A 20,352-nucleotide genomic window follows, 5' to 3' on the forward strand; every position below is an offset into this window, starting at 1 on the left:
TACTAGGGTTAATTAAAAGCGTTTTTTCATTCTTTCAAACCAGCTTTCATCAACACCATAGCTATACCCGTATTTTGTTCCGTATCCAAAGTTGGCATAGTTTACATCATTAACTACGAAAGCAATATTTTTCAGTTTGCCATCAACTCTTAACTCTTTAGGATATTGTAATAATTTCTTCTCTGTGTATTCTGCTCTTGACACGTAGATGGTTAAATCTGCATACTGGCTTATTAGTAATGTGTCTGTCACCAACATAGTTGGCGCAGTATCAACAATTATTATATCATAGACGCTCTTTTGAGATTCTAATAATTCCTCATATCTATCGCTCATTAGCAGTTCTGCAGGATTAGGAGGAATTCTACCTGATAACATTAAATCTATCTTGTGACCTTTTATTTCAAGCTTATTTATAATTGCAGATGGCACAATAGTCTCATCATGTAAATATTCAGAAAGACCGATTCCGGCATCTTTGCTTCCTAAATATCTGTGAAGCTGTGGATTTCTTAAATCTGCCCCTATCAATAATACTTTTTTACCCGTACTAGTTAATGTAAGTCCCAAATTGAATGAAGTAAAGGTTTTACCTTCACCCTTTATTGTTGATGTAACATATATAACTTGTTTACTTCCTTCCTTAGTTTTAGTAAAATAACTTAAATTAGTTCGTAGAATCCTAAAAGATTCTGCAAGCATCGATCTATCATTTGTTTCTATAAGATCGCTTTCTTTACTATTAATTTGAGGTATTTCTCCCAAAATGGGAATACCTGGTAAAGCATTCTCAATATCGCTCCTGTTATGAATTTTTGTATCTAATAAGTTGCGCGTATAAACAAATAGAAATGGAATAAGCAATCCAGCAACCAATGAGCCTAAATAAACAATTTTAGGTTTAGGAGAAACCGGTTTTAAACTACTATATGCTCTATCAACAATCTTGGCTTTTGGCGTTGTGACAGCAAGAGAAATTGCAGTTTCCTCTCTTTTCTGTAGAAGATAGAGATATAAAGCCTCCTTAATACTTTGCTGTCTTTCGATGCCACGAAACTGCTTTTCAACTCCTGGAATCTGTGAAATACGTGAACCAATTCTCCCTGACTGAGAGCTTAGATCCTGACTTGTAACACGCAAAGTAGAGCGTGCTGTATTTAAACTCTGCAGAACATTAGAACGAAGTTCTGCTATTTGATTTGTTAGTGATATTACAACTGGGTTCTTTTCAGTAGAACTGCGTAATAATCTATTGCGCTCCATGATCAATTCATTATAATTTTGAATCGACTGAGCCATAGCATCATCTTCTGTAATACCAAGATTAGAAGGCAAAAGCTCCTTATTAGAGCCATCTTCCAAATAATCTATCATATTATTAGTTAGCTCAAGTTTAGTAGAGACATCGAGGCTTCTCTTTTCATATTCACTTGCATTCTCTAAAAATAGCTGCCCCTCAGTTTGGATATCGGTAAGTCGATTTTCCTGTTTGAAATTAACTTTGTTACTTTCAACAGAATCCAGCTCCTGAGTAATAATATCAAGCCTTTTATCAATAAATTCAGCTGTATTTTTAGAGACAAGATTTTGATCATCAATTGCATCGTCATTATAAGCACTAATTAACCTATCAATTATTGCTTCTGATTTATTTCTTATAGGTGAGACAAGACTGAGTGAAATCACGCTACTATTTTTGGTTGTGGCTTGAACAGCTAAATTTTCCTGGAGATCAAGAACGACCACGTCATCATAGCTAAGTGTAACTTTAAAATCATTCCCTTGTTCGATAAAATAAGGTAATGATGCCTCAGGAACTAAAGTAATAGTTATATTGTTTAGTTGTACCTTTTTACCGTAAGAATATCTTTTCTTTGACTTATTAGCTTCTAGTAAATCAAACTCGGTTAAAGAAACAGGTGTTATAAGTAATTCCTTTATATTTTTAAGCTCCTCTTCTCCTTGCAACATCTTTACTGTAAAGGGTCTATCAATAAAGACTTCCTTTGAAACTATATCTCCTTCAAAAAAATAGCGTATGTTTAAGTCTAAATCTTTAACGACTTGAGTTAAAAGCTTTTTTGACTTTAGTATTTCAACTTCGTTCTCTAAGTCTGATGAACTTAACCCTCCTCCTGTTAGACCTAAGTCTTCAAATGCAGCTAATTCAGACAAAGAACTATTTTGTTCATCCTTAATCAAAATTGTTGCCTGAGTTCTATAATTCTCACTTGTGTATTTTAAATAGAGAAAGGCTAATGAGAGAATGAGCAATACTGATATAAGGAACCAAGGCCAATATCTTAAGTATAGATTAAGTTGATCTTTTAGATTGATTTCCTCATTAGGAGTCAAAGATTTACCGGTAGTACTCATATCCTATCTAGTTAAAATTGCTATTACTGAAATTACAATACCCGCTATAGAAACGAAAATACTAGAATTTCTATTAAAACCAGAACTTTGTACTTGTGCTGTATTTGGTGAAACTATAACAACATCATTTTGCTGTAAATAGTAATATGGTGAGTTCATCACATCTGCAGAAGTAAAATCAAGTTTGCCGTAGCTTTTATCCCCATTTTCTTCCCGCACCACAATCACATCTTTTCTTTTGCCAAAAATTGTCATATCTCCCGCGTAACCTAATGCTTCTAAAACTGTTATTCTTTCGTCATTAACGGTAAAAGTTCCTGGATTGTTCACTTCGCCCATAACCGTTATTGTGTAATTCAGAATTCTTAAATTTATTATTGGATTTATGATATATTCTGATAAAATATTGTGCAGCTCATTAATTGCCTCTTGTCGCGTTAACCCACCTAATTCTATTGTCCCTACAACAGGAAACTCAATTTCCCCACTTTTATCTACTAAATAAGTTTGTATTTGCTGCGTGTTCCTTATTGTTCCATCCACCGTAGGGCTACTTACTAATGGTGGATTGAAAGGAATTACCGTTTCAGGGTTTAGCGCAGAAACTGTTATGGTTAAAAGATCATCAGGACGAATTATAGTTTGATAATTATTAGTTTCAATTCCCTGATTTAATCGTTCTACATCTTGAAAATAAAGGACATTTCGCTTAGAAACACAGGATACAAAACCTATAGAAATTACAACAACCGCAAACAGAAATTTGAAGATTTTTTTCAATTTTTTATACATAAAATAAATTACTCTCGTAAATATTAACCTTAGCAATGATAAGATAATATCTTATATACTCAAACATTTGAATACTCTTCTCGTTGAAAGACAAATTTTTGAGTTATAGATGATATTATAATCATAAATTATCTATCAAGAATGGCCCATTGAGAATTTTGACTACGATAATCTGGCAGGATTTTCTTTAATAAAATGACGGTTTCTCTTTCATTTGAGTCTCGCGCATGCTCGATACACTTGGCTATTAAATCCAAATCTATACACACATTCTTCTTTTTATTAATGCGTTTTACCATTTTTACTTTTGAATCAATAATTTCTTCCTGCTCTTCAAATAGTTTCTCATACAGCCTTTCCCCATTTGTTAGTTCTCCTATTTTTATTCTATCACCTAAATTAGCACCTTCTTCATGTGCGATTTTAAGTGCAAGATCCCGTATTTTCAAACGCTCATAGTCTGTGGTAAAAAATACATTTCCTCCCAGTTCATTATGCATTACATCATAAGTTACAGATAAAACAGTTTTCATCTGAACAAACATTCTCTCTACTAATGGGTCTGAAAGAATCAAAGCATCTCCATTCCTTACGTTTTCACGAAAAATTGGAACTACAGAACCTTTTGAATTATACACATTGCATAACCGTAGTACATAAAATTGAGTTATGCGATCTGTTGACTGACTCAAAATGTATTTCTCTGCTATTTTTTTTGTCGCTCCCATGACACTAATAGGGTTAACAGCTTTATCAGTAGAATAAAAGATAGCTTTTTCTACAGAATGCTTTATGCACAAATCAACAACTACTTGTGTTCCTCTTATATTACTTATAACCGCAGGACAAGGATTATCCTCAACTAAGCTAACGTGTTTATAAGCCGCTGCATGAAATACAATATTTATAGTATTCTTTTCAAAAATTTTAATCATCGCAGATTCATCCGCGACATTGGCTATAATTGTATTTATTTTAATTTTTGGAAAAAGTTGATTTAATTTTAAAGCAAGAAGAAACAATGGGCTTTCGGCTATGTCAACTAATACAAGTAGCGAAGGTACTTTTTCAGCGAGGTATAAGGACAAGGCTTCTCCTATACTACCAGCTGCCCCAGTGATAAGTATTGATTTATTTGCTATTAAATTTGGTTTCTCTTTCAAATATCAGTTTTTGAAGTAGCCTTTTATAACAGATGCGATACGCTCTTTTTCTTTCATTGAAAGACTCGAGCCCGATGGCAGGCAAAGTCCGTTTAAATATAGCATTTCAGCAATGCCATTACCGTAATAATTGTATTTGGAATAAAATGATTGTTGGTGTAATGGTTTCCAAAGCATTCTGCATTCAATGTTTTCGGCTTCTAGGCATTTACGCAAATCATCTTTATTTATTTTATTTTCACCCTTTGGGTCAAATAAGATAGTTGTCAACCAAAAGTTACTGTAAAAATTTAAAATCGGCTCTTTAAGCATAAAAACCTCCTCTATGGTATCAAAAACCTCCCTATAAAACCAATTGTTTGCCCTGCGTATATTTACTTTTTTCTCAACACCTTTTAGTTGAGCTATTCCCATGGCCGCAGATAGACCAGACATCCCATAATTATATCCCAACATATCATGATTATAATCAAAATTGCTAGTTTTTGCCTGGTTTGCTAAATGGCGTGCATTTTTTTCTAATTTTTTATTCTTTATTACTAAAGCACCTCCTGTTCCCGTGGTAATAATTTTATTTCCATTAAATGAAAAGGTTGCAAAATCGCCAAAAGAACCGCATTTCCTATCTTTATATTTACTTCCTAAAGCCTCTGCAGCATCTTCAATAAGTGGAATGTTATATTTTTTTGATATTTCAGAAAGCTCGTCAATTTTACAAGGCATGCCATAAGAATGAACCACAATTATAGCAGCAGGTATCTTCCCGTCATTTTCAATCTCCTTTTTAATAGCATTTTCTAAAGTTTCAGGACACATATTCCATGTTTCCATCTCACTATCAATAAAAATAGGATTGGCGCCTATATACAGAATAGGATTTGCAGTAGCTACAAAAGACATAGTTTGACACATGACGCTGTCTCCTCGTGTCACACCAGCTAATAATAAGGCTAAATGTATTGCTGAAGTACCCGAGTTTAAGGCTACAACCGGTGAATCAACTTCTAAATATCTTTTTAAATCCTCTTCAAAAGCAGTTGTAGCAGGCCCTCCAGTAGTTACCCAATTAGAATCTATAAGATCATTTAAAGACTGCTTCTCATCATCTTCAATATGCGGAGGCGAAAGCCATATTTTAGAATTGTCTTTCATTAACGTAATGATGACGTTGATTTAATATGCCTTCTCTTCCCCTCTTATTGCATTTACGACAGTATAGTATATTATTTTTAAATCGAGTTGAACAGACCATTTTTCAAGATAGAATATATCAAGTCGCACTCTATTAATAATATCTGAATCGTCTAATATTTCACCTCTATATCCTCTTATTTGGGCTAAACCGGTAATACCCGGTTTTACAAAGTGCCGTACTAAATATTTATCTACTGAGTTCTCATACTTTCTCGTGTGAGCCTCCATATGTGGGCGTGGCCCCACTACACTCATGTCCCCAAAGAAAACATTGTAAAATTGCGGCAACTCATCGATACTAGTCTTACGTAAAATCTTTCCGATTCTGGTTATTCTATTATCGTCCTTAGAACTCATTTTACTATTAGCCTCATCGTTACTTGTCATCGATCTGAATTTATAGCACCAAAAAGGTTCTTTATTGAAGCCATGCCTCTTCTGCCTAAAAAAAAGAGGCCCTCTAGATTCAATATTCATTATAATGAAAATCAATGGTGTTAACCAAGATAGCAAAAAGACAATAACAAAAGATGAGAAAACCAGATCAAATGCACGCTTTGCATATTTTCCATACCCTGTGTCTAGGGGCATTTTTCGCAAATTGAATACAGGAACAGTACCATATAATTCAACATTCATAGCACGGGTATAAATCTCCTTATTATCTGGTATGATTTTTAGTTTCTTCAGATTATTATCTGCAAAATGTATAAGCTCCTGTAACTCCTCATAAGTTAGCCTTGATACCATACAATACACCTCGTCTATATCATTTTCTAAAATATAAGAGAATGAATTTGATATAGGTCCTAAATAGGTTTTGCTTTTAGATTGCACGTTATCAAAATATCCCATATAGCGATATCCAAACTCTGATCTATCAAAAATCGAACGTATTTTCTTTAATTTTCTATCTCGCCCAACAACAATAACATTAGCACTGTTACCTCCTTCGCTTCTGTAAAATTTTATAAAAGAATAAAAAAGCCATCTATATGCAGTAAGACCCACGTATAGAATAAAAATCACATAAAGTTGATAGATAGGATTATAATCTATTTGTTTAAAACCTAACCATGCAAAATATCCTAGTCCATAGATGAAAAATTGCTGAACAGGCTTATGCAGGTTTGTATAAAACGTCTCTTTTCTCGCCGTAGGATAAAAGTTAAAAAGAACAGCTATTAAAACCCAACTTAGATTATAATAAATAATAGAAGAAAACTCCAGGTAAGTTTCTGGAGTTAAGAGATATAAGGTCGTATTTATAATAGCCAGATGTGCTAATATCGAAAGAGGAATTATTAAAGCAGATCTTTTCATATTACCTTATAACAAAATTTAAAAGTAGAATATATACTATTTTAAGTGAGTCAAAAAATATGTCAATAATTGACGTGATTATTGTTTTAAATTAACCACTATTCATTCAAAAATAACATTCAATTATCCCGATTTATGAACTAAAAAACGGCTTTTATGATACTAAAAACCAATTATTAAGTAGATTTTCTCGATTATACAACATTTCTTTTTTAGTGCTATAATCGATTACAGTTTTACCCGCATACATACAAATTGCTTGCCCGGCAGCTGTGTCCCATTCCATAGTAGGTGCAAATCGAGGATAACAATCAGCTATACCTTCAGCAACCATACAAAGTTTAAGGGAACTACCTTTTGATATTGTCTGCAACCCAGGATAATCCTTTTTTAAATTCTCGATAAAATCTTCAGTTTCCGGAGAAAGGTGAGATTTACTTGCAACGACCTGATACGCTCTTTCCTTTTTCTCAAGAGGCAGTTTTAAGCTTTGATCAAACCGATTTTCAAAGTCACTAAAGCTAGTTATATTCTCCAACTTGAAACAACCCAGGTTTTTTTCAGCAAAATATAAATCCTTTAGAACAGGAACGTAAATCACACCTAGAACAGGAACATTATTTGCAACAAGCGCTATATTAACTGTAAATTCTCCATTTCTTTTAATGAACTCTTTGGTGCCGTCTATAGGATCTACAATCCATAAAGTTTCCCAATCCTTTCTCTCCTCAAAAGCAATATCTCTTCCTTCTTCAGATAAAATAGGAAAAGATGTTTGCTTTAAAAAAGAGACTATTTTTAAATGCGAGGCTTTATCTGCACTTGTAAGCGGTGATTTATCCTCTTTGAAGGCGACTTCAAAATTATCTTCATTATAGATTTTTAGAATCTCCTCTCCCGCTTCAACAGCTGCCTGAATGGCTATTTTTAAATTACCTGATATATCCATAATTAAATAATCATGCCTGCAGCAACAGTTTCATTAGTACTTTCATCAATTAGGATAAGGCTTCCTGTACCTCTATTCTGATTATATTCATCAACCAATAAAGGCTTTGTAGTTCTAATTTTCACTCTTATAATATCATTCATCTCTACATCAGACACATCTTCTTGACGATGTAAAGTATTAATATCTACTTTATATAAAATCTCCTTAATTATCGCACGTGCATCAACCGTTGTATGTTTTACGGTATACTTTGCTCTGGGTTGAAATTTCTCATTATTAAGCCAACATAACATGACTTCGATATCCTGCTTTTGCTCAGGTTGATTATGCTCTCTCACAATCATATCGCCTCTGCTTACATCAATATCATCTTCAAGATTGATAGTAACGGATTGAGGAGGAAATGCTTCATCAAGAGTTTCTTCGCCAAGAACTATAGATTGAATTTTTGATTTGTAACCAGAAGGTAGAACCATAACTTCATCTCCTTTTTTAAATATCCCGCTTACAATTCTACCTGCATAGCCTCTATAATCATGATGTTCATCACTAAATGGACGTATTACTGTTTGAACCGGGAATCTGCAGTCAACCATATTATAATCGCTGCTTATATGTATAGTTTCTAAAGTCCCCAGTAAAGTATCACCCTTATACCAGTCCATATTTTCAGACTTATTAACTACATTATCACCATTCAAGGCGGAAATAGGTATAAACCTGATGTCGTTAATTTGCAGTTTAGAAGCAAAACTTTTGTAATCTTCTACGATTTTATCATATTCTTCTTCACTATAGTTAATGAGATCCATCTTATTAACACACACCACAACATGCTGTAACTGAAGTAAAGAAGCTATAAATGAATGCCTTTTTGTTTGCTCAATCACACCTTTTCTCGCATCGACAAGAATTAAGGCTAAATTTGCAGTTGATGCCCCAGTGATCATATTTCGAGTATACTGAATATGCCCAGGGGTATCTGCTACAATAAATTTTCTTTTAGGAGTAGAAAAATATCTATAAGCAACATCAATGGTAATCCCTTGTTCTCTTTCATCCTTAAGTCCATCAGTTAGATGAGCAAGTTCGAGGTGTGAGATGCCTTTTTTCTCCGAGATTTTTTGAAGGTTTTCTATTTGGTCAGTATATATAGATTTTGAATCATAAAGCAATCTGCCTATTAAGGTAGATTTCCCATCATCTACACTTCCCGCCGTTGTAAATCTTAATATCTGCTTTTCTTCGTTTTTAAGTATATTACTCATTTTACTTATTAGATATTTATTATACTAAAAATAACCTTCTTTCTTTCTGTCTTCCATTGAAGTTTCTGATCGTTTATCATCAGACCGATTTCCTCGCTCCGTTTGACGCGCGACTGCTACTTCTTCAAGAATAAGATCAAGTGTATCTGCATTTGATTCATCACCACCAGTAATAGTTATATCACCCAGGGTACGAAAACGAATTCTCTTTGTTACTACTTCTTCTTTAGGACGAAGGGTGGTGAATTCAGAGAAAGGTATCCATGAATTATTCCTCCAAATAACCTCTCGATCATGTGCAAAATACAACATAGGTAACTCAAGTGCATTTGCTGTAATATATTGCCATACATCTAATTCTGTCCAGTTACTAATAGGAAAAACTCTAAAGTTCTCGCCCATATTATACCGACCGTTCATTAAATTCCACAGCTCAGGTCTTTGGTTTTTAGGATTCCATTGACCAAATTCGTCACGATGTGAAAAGAATCGCTCTTTAGCTCTTGCTTTTTCTTCATCTCGTCTACCGCCGCCAATACAAGCATCAAATTGATTTTCTTCTATTGCTTCAAGCAGGGAAGTTGTCTGTAATTTATTTCTATTGGCATCCATACCCGTCTCTTCTCTTACGGTGCCTCGCTTTATAGATTCTTCAACAGAACCCACAACCAATTTCACTCCCAATTTTTTCATCAATTGATCTCTAAAAGCGATAGTTTCAGGAAAATTGTGCCCTGTATCAACATGTAAAAAAGTAAAAGGTATTGGCGCTGGATAAAAAGCTTTCTTCGCTAAATGCGTTACTAATATAGAATCTTTACCCCCAGAAAATAAAATTGCTGGATTTTGAAATTGAGCAGCAGTTTCTCTTAATATATAAATTGCTTCAGCTTCTAACTCTTCTAAGTGAGATAATGCGTATTTTCTCATAACTTAATAAATTACTTTATTTTTAATTTCTTTCCATATTTCCTGAACACATTCTTCAATAGACTGCTCAGCTGTAAAAATTTCTACATCAGGGTTTTCGGGCTTTTCAAACGGAGCCGATATCCCCGTGAAATTTTGTATTTGTCCATTTCTAGCTTTAGCATACAGCCCTTTAACATCTCTTTGTTCACATACTTCGAGAGGACAGTTTACGTATACTTCTATATACTTTTCTCCCAAAATTTCTCTTGATCGCTGTCTATCCTCTTCTAAAGGAGTAATAAAAGCAGTTAATGTAATAATTCCTGCATCAGTAAATAATTTACCAACTTCTGCAATTCTCCTTAAATTCTCTGACCGATCATGAGCTTCAAAGCCCAGATCTTTATTAATACCCATTCTGATATTATCGCCATCGAGAGTATAAGTATTTAATCCTTTATTAAAAAGAAAATATTCTAGAGCATCAGAAACTGTAGATTTCCCACTGCCAGAGAGACCAACGAACCAAATCACAATAGATTTATGCTGCGCACGTTCAGCCCTGGTTGACTGTGTGATTTTATAATCCTGTTTTCTTAAATTACTTCCCAAATTAATTTATTTTATATTTTATCATTATGTACCCAATTACCCCAATTACATACAATACAGTTAATGGAGCACCAACCTTAAAGAAATCTTTGAATCTATAGTCACCCGGAGCCAAGATAATTAAATTAGTTTGATAACCTATTGGTGTCATAAACGCAGCCGATGCTCCAAACGCCACAACCAAATACAATGCTTCACCTGGTATACCTGTTGTTAGACTAATTGAATAAGCCAATGGAAATGCTATAGAAACGGCTGCTACATTGGTTATAAATGATGTCAACAATATCGTAAAAAGCATTAATCCCAAAATAATCACCAGCATTCCATAAGGCTGAAGCATAAACAACAACTTTCCTGAAATAAAGTCAGCGAGCCCCGACGAAATAAAAACTTCCCCTATAATTATAGAAGCGCACAAAACTACAAACAAGTCAACTCTGAAACCACTCTTTATGGAGTTAATTGAGGTATAACCCAAACTTAGAAGTAATATAAGGGTCAAAAATAAAAAGAGAAATAAATCAATTCTTTCGAAAAACATTGTCAATCCCAAAAGGCTCAATCCACAAAGAAATTTAACTTTATTATTTGACTGCTTACCTTTAGTTTTTAAATTAGAAAGAATATAAAAATCTGCTCGTATAGATTCTGAAAGATTAGAGTGGGGTACAACAATTAGAAGATCTCCACTTCTCAATTTAATTTCCCCAATTCTTCCGCTCAAATCCTCACCATTTCTATGAACGGCAAGTATAGTGGCACTGTATTTAGCACGAAAATCAGTATCTTTTATTCGTTTCCCATCTAACCAAGAGTTAGTAGGAATTGACAGTTCGACGTATTCTAATTTATCCTCGTATTTATTAAGTTTATTACTTATAAATTCAATATTATTATCCTCTTCATTTATGAGCATCACATCTTCCAGGCTGCCAGAAAATATTAATCTGTCTCCTCCCTCAACAATAAGATTTTTTGATGCAACTACTTTAAAAATTTTATTACCCCTCACAATTTCAATTAGAGAGATTCCTCTAAAATCCTTTATCCCACTGTCTTCTATACTTTTACCCACAAGGGTAGAGCTACTGCCAACCTTAGCTTCGACAAAATATTTTCTAACAGCATTTCTCTTTTGTAGGGGCGTAAGCGATCTGGATGGCAAAAGCTTAAATCCAATTACTAAAAAATAAATAATCCCAATACCAGTTACTATTAAACCAGGAACAACAAAATCATAAAGCTTGAAAAGTTCTAACCCATTACTTTCTAAAAGGCCATTGAGAACAAGATTTGTTGATGTACCTATGAGCGTAATCATTCCCCCTAAAATTGCTGAAAAGGAAAGTGGAATAAGAAGCTTAGAAGGCGATATCCCATAGTATTCTCCCTTTTTCATGACATAAGGGATTAGGATTATTACCACAGGGGTATTGTTGAAAACCGAAGAAATAAGCGCGACACAAGCACATAAAACAGTGAAAAAAACAAATTTTGACCGTATTTTACCCATTATCCTATCAAGAAACTTACCTATATCAAAGTATTCATTTATGATCGAGCTAATTGCAATAACAATAAATATTATTAAAACACTTTTTGTAATTAATGCTTTTAGAATTGAATCAACACTTATATAACCAAGTAACAAAAAAATTCCCACAACAATTCCAAAAACTGTTGCGGGCCTTCTTTTTGAACGTATTAATTCAAAAATCATAAAAGCCAATACAATTCCAACTATTAAACTTTTATAACTCGAAATAAAACTATTCAATATACTACGAATTTAGAAGTTTACTTCCCGATTATATAGGTCTCAAAACCTATGGTAGAAAGTTCTTTGTCATCCAATATACCGCGACCATCAAATAAGAATGCAGGTTTAAACATCTTATCATATATTTTATGCCAGTCGTAAGTATTAAATTCATCCCATTCTGTCATAACAGCTACTGCATGGGTATCTTCTGTTGCTTCATAGGGATCATTACATACGTGAACAAGCAATCTGTTCTCTGCCTCTGTTCTGCTATTTAAATAATCCAGATCTGCTAAAATTTGCTCTTCAGTAACTTTTGGATCGTAAACTGTTATTTCAGCACGCTCATTCAGCAAATAATCTGCAACATATATTGCCGCTGATTCACGCGTATCATTGGTATCCTTTTTGAAGGCCCAACCTAATAATGTAATTTTCTTACCAGATACTGTATTAAATAAGGTTTTGACTATTTTCTCCGCAAACCTTCTTTTTTGGTGATCATTCATTATAATAACCTGTTCCCAATAGTCGGCCACTGCATGCAAACCGTAGGATTTAGATATATAAACTAAATTCAATATATCCTTTTGAAAACAAGATCCCCCAAAACCTACAGACGCTTTTAAAAATTTAGGACCAATTCTCGAATCACTCCCTATGGCGCGAGCTACTTCATTTACATCAGCCTCTGTTACCTCACAAAGTTCTGACAATGAATTAATAGATGACACCCGTTGAGCCAGAAAAGCATTGGCAGTCAATTTTGATAATTCTGATGACCAGACATTTGTTGTAAGTATGCGCTCTCTGGGTATCCAGTGTGAATAAACATCTACTAGAGCCTGCTTTGCTTCATTACCCTCTACTGTATCATCTCCCCCTATCAAAACTCGGTCTGCTTCTAGTAAATCGCCCATTGCAGTTCCTTCTGCAAGAAATTCAGGATTTGACAAAATATCAAAACGAACACCACTTCCCGTATTTTCAAGAATTCGCTTTAAAGCTTCTGCTGTTCTAACAGGTAAAGTTGATTTTTCAACTACAATCTTATTAGATTTTGCCACAGAAGCTATTTGGCGGGCACATAACTCAATAAACTTAAGATCTGCAGCCATACCCTTGCCTATTCCATATGTCTTGGTTGGTGTATTTACAGAGATAAAAATCATATCTGCATCCAGAATCGCCTGATTCACATCGGTAGAAAAGAAAAGGTTTCTTCCTCTTGCCTCTCCCACGATCTCATCTAATCCCGGTTCATATACAGGAAGCAAACTTAAATCCTCATTATTCCAGGCAGCTATGCGCTTTTCATTAATATCTACAACAGTTACTTTTATCTCTGGGCATTTTTGCGCTATTACAGCCATAGTAGGTCCTCCTACGTAACCGGCACCAATACAACAAATGGTCTTAATCTTCATTTATTTTATATTTTGTTCGTAAATATATATTGCTCAATTTTAATCTTCTAATTATCCTTTTTTTTTTAGACGAAATCATCATAAAAGAGGATTACCGTTATCTATGCTGGAAGGGAGACGAAATATAGCCGATATTTGCCATATTTAGCAGTTGCTTACTTAACCTAAAAGTATTGGTATTTATCTCACGGATAGGTTTAGATATTAAAGCCTTCCGTCAACTGAAGATTTAATAAATCCCTTTACATCATATAGTACTGAATTCTCTCCCTTTAAAGCCTTAAAATCGATTTCTCGAAATAAACCATGTCCCACAGCCAAAACTATTGCGTCGAATTTCACACCCTCTATAGTATTTATGAGTTGAAGATTATAAACTTTTTTCAAAGCATCCGTACTTGCAACAGGATCGTAAACTGAAACGAGTGCTCCATAATCTTTAAAATCATTTACTATATCAATCACTTTGGTATTTCGCACATCTGGACAATCTTCTTTAAATGTTATTCCTAAAATGAGGATTTTACTACCAAGTATTTTAATGTCTTTCTTAGACATCAACTTTACGACCTGCGAGGCTACATATTCTCCCATGCTGTCATTTAACCTCCTGCCCGCCAAAATTATTTCAGGATGATAACCTATTTGCTTAGCTTTTTGAGCAAGATAATATGGATCTACTCCTATGCAATGCCCACCAACTAATCCAGGTTGAAAAGGCAAAAAATTCCATTTTGTTGATGCGGCCTTAAGTACTTCCTGAGTGTCAATTTCCATCCGGTTAAATATTTTAGCCAACTCATTAACAAAAGCTATATTGATGTCACGTTGTGAATTTTCTATAACCTTTGCCGCTTCAGCGACTTTAATACTAGGTGCCAGATAGGTTCCTGCCGAAATAACCGATTTATATAAACTATCTATGTTTTCTGCAGCTGCACGATTAGACCCAGAAGTAACTTTTAAAATCTTATCTACAGTATGTTCTTTATCTCCGGGATTTATTCGTTCAGGAGAATACCCAATACTAAAATCATTATCACATTTTAATTTTGAATTTTCTTCTAGTATAGGTAAACAAACCTCTTCGGTTGCGCCGGGATAAACGGTAGACTCATATATGACTATAGCACCACTTGTCATATTTAAACCAACCAACCTACTTGCTTCAATTAGGGAAGAAAGGTCTGGATTATCATTTTTATCTACTGGCGTTGGTACCGTAATTATATAATAATCATGCCCGGCAAGGTCATTTTTTAAAGAACTACAATACAATCCTATTTCCGTAGAATCTCTTTTTAAAACGGCTTGTATTACTTCTCCTGTTAATTCACCGGTGCTATCAATACCATCTTTAATTTCATCTATTCTTTTCTTATTGGTATCAAAGCCAGTCACTCTATATTTGGTTGCAAATAATCTGGCAAGCGGCAACCCAACGTAACCCAAACCTATAATGCAAATAGAAATATTCGTTTTCAATTCTGAAGCCAATCTTTATTTTATTTGAATTCATTCCAATACCAATTAATAGATTCTCTTAATCCATCATTGATATTGTAAAGGGGACGATACCCTAGTTTATCTTTAATTTTATCTATTGAAGCTAATGAGTGACTAACATCACCTGCTCTTTTAGGCCCAAAATCGGCCTGGACGCTATAAATATCGGGATCAAAATCCTTCAAAAATTGCTTTAATAATTCAACTAAGTCCAGAATGGTTGTACGTTCATTGCAAGCCACATTATAAATTTCATTAACAGCTTTTTCATCTTTAGTCATAAAAGCTAAAACGTTAGCCTGAACCACATTCTTTATATAGGTGAAGTCTCTTGAAAAACTTCCATCTCCATTAATAACAGGAGAATTATGGTTTACAAGTTCAGCAATAAATTTAGGGATTACCGCCGCATACGCTCCATCTTTATCCTGCCTTGGGCCAAAAACATTGAAATATCTTAACCCAATAGTTTCTAAGCCATAACTAACATTATAAACATGAGCATAAAGCTCATCAACATATTTTGTAACCGCATATGGCGACAAAGGTTTGCCTATTTCATCTTCCGTCTTAGGTAAGATTTTAGAATCTCCATAAGTTGACGAACTTGCAGCATAGACCACTCTTTTTACTCCCCCATTTCTAGCAGCTTCCAGAATATTTAAAAAACCGGAAATATTTACATCATTAGTCGTTATTGGGTCCTTAATAGAGCGAGGGACAGAACCTAATGCGGCTTGGTGACATATAAAATCACAACCAGCAGCAGCATCTTCACAATCATTATACTTTCTAATATCACCTTTAAAAAAATCAAAATTAGGATTTTCAAAAAAGGATTCTATATTCTTTAGCTTCCCGGTAGAAAGATTATCAAGACAGGTTACTTTAGCTCCAAGGTTAAGAAATTCGTCAACAAGGTGAGATCCTATAAAACCAGCTCCACCTGTCACTAATATCTTTTTTCCCTTTAAAACCTGCCTGTCCAAATAAGTTATTTTTCTTGAGCGGCTAAGATATAATTTATAGAATTAAAAGAGTAAAGACCACCCATAAAGTATTTCTTAACAAGATGAAGAAGTTCACGTTAAACTTATACTAAACCAGATAAGGAACTTGGTAAAAGATAAAAGCAATGGTAAATTTGATATCTATCAAAACTTCTTATACTAAATATAATGAACTATTTAAATTTAGATCCTAAAAAGACTAAAACCACAGTTGAACAACTCAATGTTCTTTTAGCAGACTACCACTTATATTACCAGAAACTTCGCAATTTTCATTGGAATGTCGTAGGTAAAAATTTCTTCGATTTACATGAAAAGTTTGAAGAAATGTATGATGATGCAAAATTAAAAGTTGACGAAATAGCCGAACGTATACTTACTTTGCGCTTTCAGCCATTGAGTAACTATACTGATTATCTAGAAAGCTCTAATCTTAAAGAGTCTCCCAGCGAGACAAGGGATACTGAAATGATCGATATTCTTCTAAAAGATCACGGGGCCATTTTAAAACAAATGCGTAGTACTGTAGAAGCTGCAGATGATGCCGGCGATGAAGGTACAATTGACTTGATTGGCGCATATATACGCGATCTTGAAAAGATAAGCTGGATGCTTGATGCATGGAGAATGAAAGCAACTGAAGATCACAAAAAAGCCTAGTTTTATATATGATAGCACAAGAATCTGAAAACGATAACATCAATTTTTTAGGCTTCGATTTCGGAAGAATTCTCGACAAACTTCAGGGTTGGGGAGAAAATATATTATTAAAACTGCCAAATTTCATTTTGGCAGTTTTAATATGTATAATCTTCTGGTTTCTTGCTAAATACGTTTCTAAGTTTGTACGAAATGTATTAATGCGAAAAGTTAGCCAGGCTTCTGTGAAAGTCATGGCCGGTAAAACAGCTTTTGCTGTTACTGTTTTGGTAGGATTTTTCTTTGCTTTAGGAGTAATGGATCTTGACAAGGTTCTTACTTCAGTTCTGGCGGGTGCGGGTGTTGTAGGTTTAGCTATTGGTCTCGCTCTACAGGGAACATTAAGCAATACATTTTCTGGTGTTATTCTTTCTTTCTTACCGCGTATTCAATTAGGCGACTGGGTTGAGACAAATGGTTTTGCGGGTTCGGTAGAAGATATAAACCTAAGAAGTATAGTAATTAGAGAGGCAGATAATAATTTTGTGATGATTCCCAATTCACTCATTATTGACTCTCCTTTTAAAAATTATACACAAACATCCAGGTCTCGCGTCTTTATAAATTGTGGTGTTGGCTATGAGAGTGATCTTGAATTAGTTGAAAAACTTACCGTTGATACAATTCTGAAAGAATTTCCTCAACAAAGTTCTGAAGAGGTTGAATTCTACTATCAGGAATTTGGCGACAGCTCAATTAATTTTGTTTTACGATTCTGGGCAGATGTACGTAAAAAACGAGATATCTTAAAAGCACAGAACATTGCTATAAAAGCGATCAAGAAAGTATACGATGCTCAAGATATCAATATTCCTTTCCCTATACGTACTCTTGATTTTGCTAAAAACAAGTTTAGATCTGAAACCCTCACAATAGCTCAATCAGACAATTCATCAGAGGGTACTGAGAAAGTAGTATCACCAGATTCAGATTCATAATTTATGCGCGCATTCCTAATTGCTATATCAGCGGCTTTTGTTTTCAATAGTTGTCAGGATTATGGTCAACTGGAAAAGAGAGCTAGTTTATCACGAAGTCTCGCAGAAATTTCAGGTATAACTAAATTACCTTCTTCACCACTAATTTTTGCGATAGCTGATCATGGTAATCCTAATCATATATATGCCATAGACTCTACTGGTTTTATTCAGAAAGAAATTGTGGTGGCTAATGCACTCAATACAGATTGGGAAGACCTCGCAAATGATGGCAAAAATCGGGTTTTTATAGGTGATTTTGGGAATAATGAAAATGACAGGCGAGACTTGTGCATTTACTCCGTTAGCATTCCGGAAAATATAAAGGAAATAGACACTGTGGTTGCCACCAAAACATCTTTTTCTCTTGCAGACCAGAAGGAATTTCCACCCAGCTTATATAACAGAAATTATGACATAGAATCATTCTTTTTTAAGGATGATTCCTTTTATCTATTCACGAGAAACCGAAGCAGAAAAGAATTTGACGGTACAACGAAAGTCTACAAAGTACCCGCCAGAACCGGAAATTTTTCGGTAGAACCCATAACTAGTTATTCCATTTGTGATGATTCCAAAGACTGCTTTCTCACAGCTGCAACATTAGGTCCCGATAATAAAACAATCCTTTTACTTACATCTAATAAAGTCATTAAACTTAGTAACTATACTGGTCACGACTTTTTTGGTGGTAAAATTGAAACTATTGATCTAAAATATGATTCTCAAAAAGAGGGAATTTGCATGAAAGACAGTTCTAATGTTTACATAGTTGATGAACGCAGAGCGCAACTAGGCGGTAATTTGTATTCTCTATCTATCAAATAATTATTTTCGCTTAAGCTGCTTTAACTGGAATATATCCTTTCTTCTGTCAACCAGATTACGCACGCTTCCATATTGATTCAATTCTTTCAATAGATCTACATCCACATCAGCAACCAGTATCATTTCTGCGTTAGGTGTTGCTTCAGCTTTTATACCATTAGTAGGAAACTGAAAGTCACAAGGCGTTAATACCATACTTTGCGCAAATTGCATATCCATATTGTGCACTTTGGGAATATTACCCACACTACCGGCAATGGCAACATAACATTCATTTTCTATAGCTCTTGCCTGAGCACAATGTCTCACACGACTATAGCCATTTTGAGTATCAGTTAAAAAGGGAACAAATAAAATATCCATACCCTGATCTGCGAGAATTCTGCTCAACTCTGGAAATTCTACATCATAGCAAATAAGAATGCCTATTTTCCCGCAGTCTGTATTAAAAGTTTTTATAACATCTCCACCTGTCATACCCCAAACTTTAGCCTCATCTGGAGTTACGTGAAGCTTGTAAAATTTTTCTATAGTCCCGTCTCGCTTACATAAAAAACCAACATTATAAAGTTTGCCATCTTCAAGATAAGGCATACTTCCGGTTATAATATTGATGTTATAACTAACTGAAAGTTCTGAGAATTTATCGCGTATACGCTCAGTATATTTTGCCAGTTCTCTAATTGCGTCAGGTTCTGACAAATGATTATATGCTGCCATTAATGGAGCATTAAAAAACTCAGGGAAAAGAGCAAAATCTGATCTGTAACCTGAAATTGTATCGATAAAATATTCTGCCTGCTCTATAAGCTCTTCAAAATTCTTATACGTACGCATTTGCCACTGTACAAGACCTAGTCTTACCACCGTCTTTGTGGCAATAGGTTTCTTGGCAGGTTTTTGATAGTAAATGTTATCCCACTCAAGCAGAGCTGCATACTCTTTAGAGGCCTTATCCCCTTCCAGATAATTGGTAATAATTCGTTTTACATGAAAGTCATTACTCAATTGAAAATCAAGTACTGGGTCACTTATTTCGCGTGTGCGCACCTTTTCTATATATTTTTTTGGCGAAATTTTATCTGCATATTGATGATAATTAGGCAGTCTGCCTCCAAAAACAATGCGCTCCAGATTTAAGTTCTCACAAAGCTCTTTTCTGTAATCATATAAACGTCTGCCAATGCGCATTCCGCGATACTCGTGACGTATAAAAATATCTATACCATAGAGTACATTTCCCTTAGGCGTATGCGTATTAAAACTTTCATTTCCCGTGATCTGCATATACGTATGCGAATCTGTGAACTTCTCATAATTCACAACTATTGACAAAGCACAGCCAGCGATCTCCCCATTAACTTTGACGACCACCTGACCTTCAGGAAAAATACTTATCAACTTCTGTACATCCTTTTTCTCCCAATAAGGATCAGGAATATTAGGATATACCGCTATCATTATATTTTTTAATTCTTCGTAATCCTTGATTTTTAAATATTCAAGATCTACAGAATCTATTTTTTCAACCTTATCTATTGCATCCAT

The 20,352-nt window shown here is 34.4% G+C and carries 17 protein-coding genes; 3 read left to right on the forward strand and 14 right to left on the reverse strand.

The genetic code is table 11. The features are described 5' to 3' along the window. Window positions 1-12: 12 nt before the first annotated feature. From ACH3PA_RS01725 to ACH3PA_RS01785, 13 genes are all read right to left on the reverse strand, one after another. The gene (locus ACH3PA_RS01725; RefSeq protein WP_416441127.1) at window positions 13-2,376 is read right to left on the reverse strand and encodes a GumC family protein; all 2,364 of its coding nucleotides are present in this window, start codon (window positions 2,374-2,376) and stop codon (window positions 13-15) included. 3 nt (window positions 2,377-2,379) lie between these two features. Further along, window positions 2,380-3,156, reverse strand: coding sequence for a polysaccharide biosynthesis/export family protein (locus tag ACH3PA_RS01730; protein WP_416441125.1), 777 nt, complete (start codon window positions 3,154-3,156; stop codon window positions 2,380-2,382). Window positions 3,157-3,296: 140 nt separating this feature from the next. Next, window positions 3,297-4,331 carry a polysaccharide biosynthesis protein gene (locus ACH3PA_RS01735; protein WP_416441123.1) on the reverse strand — a complete coding sequence of 345 codons (1,035 nt, stop codon included), beginning with the start codon at window positions 4,329-4,331 and terminating at the stop codon, window positions 3,297-3,299. Window positions 4,332-4,334: 3 nt separating this feature from the next. Next, window positions 4,335-5,483 carry an aminotransferase class I/II-fold pyridoxal phosphate-dependent enzyme gene (locus ACH3PA_RS01740; protein WP_416441121.1) on the reverse strand — a complete coding sequence of 383 codons (1,149 nt, stop codon included), beginning with the start codon at window positions 5,481-5,483 and terminating at the stop codon, window positions 4,335-4,337. A 21-nt stretch (window positions 5,484-5,504) separates the two neighbouring features. Next, entirely contained in the window at window positions 5,505-6,848 is a 1,344-nt protein-coding gene (locus tag ACH3PA_RS01745; protein ID WP_416441119.1) for an exopolysaccharide biosynthesis polyprenyl glycosylphosphotransferase, read from the reverse strand. 154 nt (window positions 6,849-7,002) lie between these two features. After that, a complete protein-coding gene (cysQ, locus tag ACH3PA_RS01750) occupies window positions 7,003-7,797 on the reverse strand; it encodes a 3'(2'),5'-bisphosphate nucleotidase CysQ (RefSeq protein ID WP_416441117.1) in 795 nt (264 codons plus the stop codon). Window positions 7,798-7,799: 2 nt separating this feature from the next. Beyond that, a complete protein-coding gene (gene cysN, locus ACH3PA_RS01755; protein WP_416441115.1) occupies window positions 7,800-9,068 on the reverse strand; it encodes a sulfate adenylyltransferase subunit CysN in 1,269 nt (422 codons plus the stop codon). 24 nt (window positions 9,069-9,092) lie between these two features. Beyond that, complete coding sequence (cysD, locus tag ACH3PA_RS01760) at window positions 9,093-9,998, reverse strand: sulfate adenylyltransferase subunit CysD (protein ID WP_416441113.1); 906 nt, start codon at window positions 9,996-9,998, stop codon at window positions 9,093-9,095. A gap of 3 nt (window positions 9,999-10,001) precedes the next feature. Then, window positions 10,002-10,592 carry an adenylyl-sulfate kinase gene (cysC, locus tag ACH3PA_RS01765; protein WP_416441111.1) on the reverse strand — a complete coding sequence of 197 codons (591 nt, stop codon included), beginning with the start codon at window positions 10,590-10,592 and terminating at the stop codon, window positions 10,002-10,004. Window position 10,593: 1 nt separating this feature from the next. Then, a complete protein-coding gene (locus ACH3PA_RS01770; RefSeq protein WP_416441109.1) occupies window positions 10,594-12,372 on the reverse strand; it encodes an SLC13 family permease in 1,779 nt (592 codons plus the stop codon). A gap of 20 nt (window positions 12,373-12,392) precedes the next feature. Next, window positions 12,393-13,784, reverse strand: a complete 1,392-nt coding sequence (locus ACH3PA_RS01775; protein ID WP_416441107.1) for a UDP-glucose 6-dehydrogenase — start codon at window positions 13,782-13,784, stop codon at window positions 12,393-12,395. A 204-nt stretch (window positions 13,785-13,988) separates the two neighbouring features. Then, window positions 13,989-15,281 carry a nucleotide sugar dehydrogenase gene (locus ACH3PA_RS01780; protein WP_416441105.1) on the reverse strand — a complete coding sequence of 431 codons (1,293 nt, stop codon included), beginning with the start codon at window positions 15,279-15,281 and terminating at the stop codon, window positions 13,989-13,991. A gap of 8 nt (window positions 15,282-15,289) precedes the next feature. Then, window positions 15,290-16,249, reverse strand: a complete 960-nt coding sequence (locus ACH3PA_RS01785) for an SDR family oxidoreductase (RefSeq protein ID WP_416446694.1) — start codon at window positions 16,247-16,249, stop codon at window positions 15,290-15,292. A gap of 219 nt (window positions 16,250-16,468) precedes the next feature. Between ACH3PA_RS01785 and ACH3PA_RS01790 the strand changes: the two genes are divergently transcribed. Genes ACH3PA_RS01790 through ACH3PA_RS01800 form a run of 3 tightly spaced genes read left to right on the forward strand, consistent with a single transcriptional unit; the run spans window position 16,469 to window position 18,804 of the window. Further along, window positions 16,469-16,960 (forward strand): Dps family protein, encoded by a 492-nt coding sequence (locus tag ACH3PA_RS01790; RefSeq protein WP_416441103.1) that lies wholly within the window; start codon window positions 16,469-16,471, stop codon window positions 16,958-16,960. Window positions 16,961-16,968: 8 nt separating this feature from the next. Beyond that, window positions 16,969-17,937, forward strand: coding sequence for a mechanosensitive ion channel family protein (locus ACH3PA_RS01795; protein WP_416441101.1), 969 nt, complete (start codon window positions 16,969-16,971; stop codon window positions 17,935-17,937). 3 nt (window positions 17,938-17,940) lie between these two features. Then, entirely contained in the window at window positions 17,941-18,804 is an 864-nt protein-coding gene (locus tag ACH3PA_RS01800) for a hypothetical protein (protein WP_416441099.1), read from the forward strand. On the opposite strand, the gene ACH3PA_RS01805 is transcribed toward ACH3PA_RS01800, so the two are convergent. After that, the gene (locus tag ACH3PA_RS01805; RefSeq protein ID WP_416441097.1) at window positions 18,805-20,352 is read right to left on the reverse strand and encodes a bifunctional GNAT family N-acetyltransferase/carbon-nitrogen hydrolase family protein; all 1,548 of its coding nucleotides are present in this window, start codon (window positions 20,350-20,352) and stop codon (window positions 18,805-18,807) included.

The organism is Leeuwenhoekiella sp. A2 (genome assembly GCF_047946655.1).
In the GTDB taxonomy this organism is placed as follows: Bacteria; Bacteroidota; Bacteroidia; order Flavobacteriales; family Flavobacteriaceae; genus Leeuwenhoekiella.

Bases quoted from the DNA above. Each gene is read 5' to 3' on its own strand.
- ACH3PA_RS01725 (WP_416441127.1), bottom strand. From the start codon at position 2,376: ATGAGTACTACCGGTAAATCTTTGACTCCTAATGAGGAAATCAATCTA.
- ACH3PA_RS01740 (WP_416441121.1), bottom strand. From the start codon at position 5,483: ATGAAAGACAATTCTAAAATATGGCTTTCGCCTCCGCATATTGAAGAT.
- ACH3PA_RS01745 (WP_416441119.1), bottom strand. From the start codon at position 6,848: ATGAAAAGATCTGCTTTAATAATTCCTCTTTCGATATTAGCACATCTG.
- cysQ (WP_416441117.1), bottom strand. From the start codon at position 7,797: ATGGATATATCAGGTAATTTAAAAATAGCCATTCAGGCAGCTGTTGAA.
- cysN (WP_416441115.1), bottom strand. From the start codon at position 9,068: ATGAGTAATATACTTAAAAACGAAGAAAAGCAGATATTAAGATTTACA.
- cysD (WP_416441113.1), bottom strand. From the start codon at position 9,998: ATGAGAAAATACGCATTATCTCACTTAGAAGAGTTAGAAGCTGAAGCA.
- ACH3PA_RS01775 (WP_416441107.1), bottom strand. From the start codon at position 13,784: ATGAAGATTAAGACCATTTGTTGTATTGGTGCCGGTTACGTAGGAGGA.
- ACH3PA_RS01790 (WP_416441103.1), top strand. From the start codon at position 16,469: ATGAACTATTTAAATTTAGATCCTAAAAAGACTAAAACCACAGTTGAA.
- ACH3PA_RS01795 (WP_416441101.1), top strand. From the start codon at position 16,969: ATGATAGCACAAGAATCTGAAAACGATAACATCAATTTTTTAGGCTTC.
- ACH3PA_RS01800 (WP_416441099.1), top strand. From the start codon at position 17,941: ATGCGCGCATTCCTAATTGCTATATCAGCGGCTTTTGTTTTCAATAGT.
- ACH3PA_RS01805 (WP_416441097.1), bottom strand. From the start codon at position 20,352: ATGGATGCAATAGATAAGGTTGAAAAAATAGATTCTGTAGATCTTGAA.